Origin of the sequence: Armatimonas sp. (assembly GCF_043760365.1) — a bacterium.
Lineage (GTDB): Bacteria > Armatimonadota > Armatimonadia > Armatimonadales > Armatimonadaceae > Armatimonas.
The window spans coordinates 1-3,336 of sequence record NZ_JAYUPA010000796.1 but is presented as its reverse complement, the minus strand read 5'-3'; the positions used below and the strand labels follow the sequence as shown (position 1 = coordinate 3,336).

At 57.3% G+C, this 3,336-nt stretch carries 5 protein-coding genes; 1 reads left to right on the top strand and 4 read right to left on the bottom strand.

All coding sequences use genetic code 11. The features are described 5' to 3' along the window. The 4 genes from ACH2EH_RS19275 to ACH2EH_RS19260 form a co-directional block, all read right to left on the bottom strand. Positions 1-527 (bottom strand): sulfatase-like hydrolase/transferase (locus tag ACH2EH_RS19275; RefSeq protein ID WP_395144207.1); only part of this gene is annotated, 527 nt, incomplete at its 3' end. Positions 528-530: 3 nt separating this feature from the next. Next, positions 531-1,061 carry a hypothetical protein gene (locus tag ACH2EH_RS19270; RefSeq protein ID WP_395144205.1) on the bottom strand — a complete coding sequence of 177 codons (531 nt, stop codon included), beginning with the start codon at positions 1,059-1,061 and terminating at the stop codon, positions 531-533. 37 nt (positions 1,062-1,098) lie between these two features. Next, entirely contained in the window at positions 1,099-1,887 is a 789-nt protein-coding gene (locus tag ACH2EH_RS19265) for a hypothetical protein (RefSeq protein ID WP_395144204.1), read from the bottom strand. A 51-nt stretch (positions 1,888-1,938) separates the two neighbouring features. Beyond that, positions 1,939-2,592 (bottom strand): hypothetical protein, encoded by a 654-nt coding sequence (locus tag ACH2EH_RS19260; RefSeq protein ID WP_395144203.1) that lies wholly within the window; start codon positions 2,590-2,592, stop codon positions 1,939-1,941. 97 nt (positions 2,593-2,689) lie between these two features. On the opposite strand from ACH2EH_RS19260, the gene ACH2EH_RS19255 reads away from it, so the two are divergent. After that, a partial coding sequence (locus ACH2EH_RS19255) for a WecB/TagA/CpsF family glycosyltransferase (RefSeq protein ID WP_395144201.1) occupies positions 2,690-3,336 on the top strand: 647 nt, incomplete at its 3' end.

Sequence of the window (3,336 nt, the reverse complement as noted above, 5' to 3'; positions counted from 1 at the left end):
GGGGGGGCCATTCTTTTAAGGAACTCCAGCGCTCCGTTGGCCCAGTGCTCGCTGCTGTGGATAATCTTGCCATTTACTTCCAGCCAGTGCCCCTTGCGTGTGGTGTCGTCGGCGCGCCAGGTATTGCCGGGCGCGGGGCGCAGATACGCATCGCCTTTTTCATCCGTCGAGGGATAGAAGCCGCCCGCGTGGGGGCCGAGGGTCTGGTAGCTGCGCTTGAGGGCCGCGTCGGAGTTGTGCCACTTGCCCACAAAGTGCGTCTGGTAGCCGTGGCTCCCCAGCCACTCGCCCAGCAGCGTCGTTTTCTCGATACGCTCACGTGCGTGCCACAGCGAGAGGCCCGTAATCAGCATTGCGCGGCTCGGAATGCAGACCGCGCCCGACCACGCGCCCTGATTGTGCGCATGGGTGAACGTCGTTCCGCGTGCCACCAATTTGTCTAAGTTGGGCGTCTCCACTTCTTTGTCTAGGAGCAAGCGGTGCATCATGTCGTCCATGAAGATCAGGCAGATATTTGGATTTTTCATTTTTTAGGCTTGTAATACCCCAATAATTGTTTGGGCGATTGTCTCCAGATCACGGGGAAGGGCGTAGGAGTTCACATCTTGAATCAGGCACTTTTTCTCACGCTGGAGACAGGCAAATTGCCAAGAGCTTCCCAACGGGATCGCTCCATAGAGTGTCGCGTCGGGCAGGTCTGTCCATTTATCTAGCGCGATTAGCTCGGCGACAAGTTGCATAAAGCCCCGCGTCGGGTCAGCGTGCTTGGCCTCGATCACGAGAAGATGGTGTGTGGTTTGCAGCAGATAGTCTAGTGTCCCTTTGAGATTGTCCGCCACTTCGATAGGGTACTCAATCTCAAGCCGCGCCCGCAGGTGCAGTGCCGCCTCAGTGAGCACCGGGCCGATCAGCACCTCACGCCGCGCTTGCTCGCTGGTCAGGTCGGTGAGGGTCAGCAGATCCGTGAGGCGCGCCTGAAGTGCCGGAACCCACGCCAGTGGCCCCGTGCTCTGCGGAAGCTCCAGAAAGGTAGCCCCACGCCGCCGCGACATCTTCGGCACGCGCCTTGAGCTTGAAGTTGGGGTTCATACTCCCATTTTACCGGCTCATGCGTTCCACGGCTTCGATTCGTTTGTGGCTTTTCTGGGAGACCATTTGCTCGATCTCGCTGAGCCGTGTGTCATCTTCCTCGAAGCTGGGACCAAAGTCTGAGTTCCAGACATCGCCGCCGGTGAAGCGAATCTCGCAGATGTGGCGAGGGACGATATTGCCGTTGGGGGCTTGAAGGCTCTCCGTCACTTTAATGCTCTCGACCTCGCTGTAGCTATGGGTTGTCACGCCGAGAGAGAAGAAGGGGTTGAGGGTGATGGTGTCTTTGCTAAACACCGTGTAGTTGTCAAAAAAGTGCACACAGAGCAAGAAAACAATGCCACAAATCAGCCCGACAAGATAGCGGTTGATCGTATCCACACAGTAGTTCGCCTTCAACCGACTTAGTCGAACATAGCTCTCGTAATCTTCCCCGAGAAAACGTCTCAGCCCGTAGAACGTCCCGGCAAGCCCGCCCGCCATTACCGTGAAGAGCATCGGTATCGCCCAGGATAGCTTCTGCCCCGCCACAGCAAGCGGCTCGTTGGCGAAGCGTTGGTAGTGCGCCAGAGCCATCAGTCCAATTACGCCGCAGAGCGCAACGCCCACCGCCGCGCCAATAGCTGCCCCTTTTCCCTCGGCGGCACTCCCCCGCTTGCCTAAGTGCTCTTTTAGTTCCTCTAAAGACGGCCCGGCGTCGCGGTAGCCTTTCGGTAGAGGCATCGTGCGTTTGAAAATCAGGAGCACAAAAGGCATGGCAACCAGTGCGACCCATCCTCCAAATAATCCACTGTTCATAGCCACAGTATAGCAGAAAAACCCGAACCCACCTGGCTATTCGCACTGAGATTAGCGGGGAGGAGGAGCGCCCCAGAGTTTCTCTAGCAGCATGTACAGCTCCGAGTCGTGGGCTTTGAGCTGAGCGGTGTTAAAGGGAAAAAAATCATTGGCCCCAAAGAACGCCTCCGTTCCCTCGGCGAAGTACTCCTGCACATTGGTAAGAGCGTAGGCGCGGTCAAAGCGCTTGCGGCCCTCGGAGTCCTGGCGCTCCACTCTGTCGTACTTGCCGCTGGCGATTGCGTTTTTGTAGGCCGTAAGAAGGCGCGGCTCGTCGTTGCCTAGAACCCGGTCGTGGTAGGCGTGGGCCAGCTCATGAAGCACAAAGAGTGGCATACGGCGCGTCTCGGCATCGAAGTTTTTAACATCGGTGATCTCGACACCCTGGACCATCTCCGGGTTGCGGCCATTCTCGCGCAGCCACCCGGCACCCGGATGGTACTCGGCACGGGGCGGTGTTTTCGGGTACTCCGGCGAGAGCCAGAGTGTCACGCGTTTCAGCTCCACAAGTGGTTTGGCCGCGACGAGCTTACAGATCGCCTTGAGCTGTGCGGTCAGCAGCACCAGCGCCCAGTCCAGCGCGGCGGCATCTTGCTGGCGTAGCACGGTGCTGATTTTCACCGTCCATCCGAGAATATTTTTCGTCTCATACCGTATCTCTTGCATCGTAGGGCAGTGTAGCACTAGAGCAAGAGTGATTCAAGCACTCTGCCACAGCTTGGTACAGATGTTGTCTTGAAATTCCGATACTCTTTCTGAAACTATGCGAAATACGGTTGCTATTCTGGGAATCCCTATAGATGATCTCAATACAGAGCAGGTCATGGAGCGCCTTGATGAGTTTGTGGCATCGCGGCGATTTCATCAAGTGGCGACAGCAAACACAGATTTCTTGATTCAGGGGCTTGACGACCCGGAGCTCAAGGCGATTCTCTGGACGGTTGATCTAGTGGTGCCCGATGGAATGCCGATTGTGCTTGCCTCAAAGTGGCTCGATGCGCCTTTGAAAGAGCGTGTCACGGGTGCGGATCTCGTGCCGATGCTGGCGCAGCGTGCCGCGCAAAAAGGCTACAAGATCTTCATGCTGGGCGGCAAGCCGGAGAACGCCCAGAAGGCGAAGATTCGAATGGAGCAAGAGAATCCCGGCCTGCAGATTGTCGGATGCAGCTCCCCAGCTCCCTCGCATATCGTGACGATGGACAACGAGAAAATACTCGCCGAGATTGAGGCGGCGCAGCCCGATATTCTGCTGGTTGCTTTTGGGAACCCCAAGCAAGAAAAATGGATCCACATGCACCGGGATCGGCTCAACGTGCCCGTGTGCATCGGGGTTGGGGGGACCTTTGACTTTCTGGCGGGAGCGACCGTGCGCGCCCCCGAGTGGATGCAGAAGTCGGGGTTTGAGTGGCT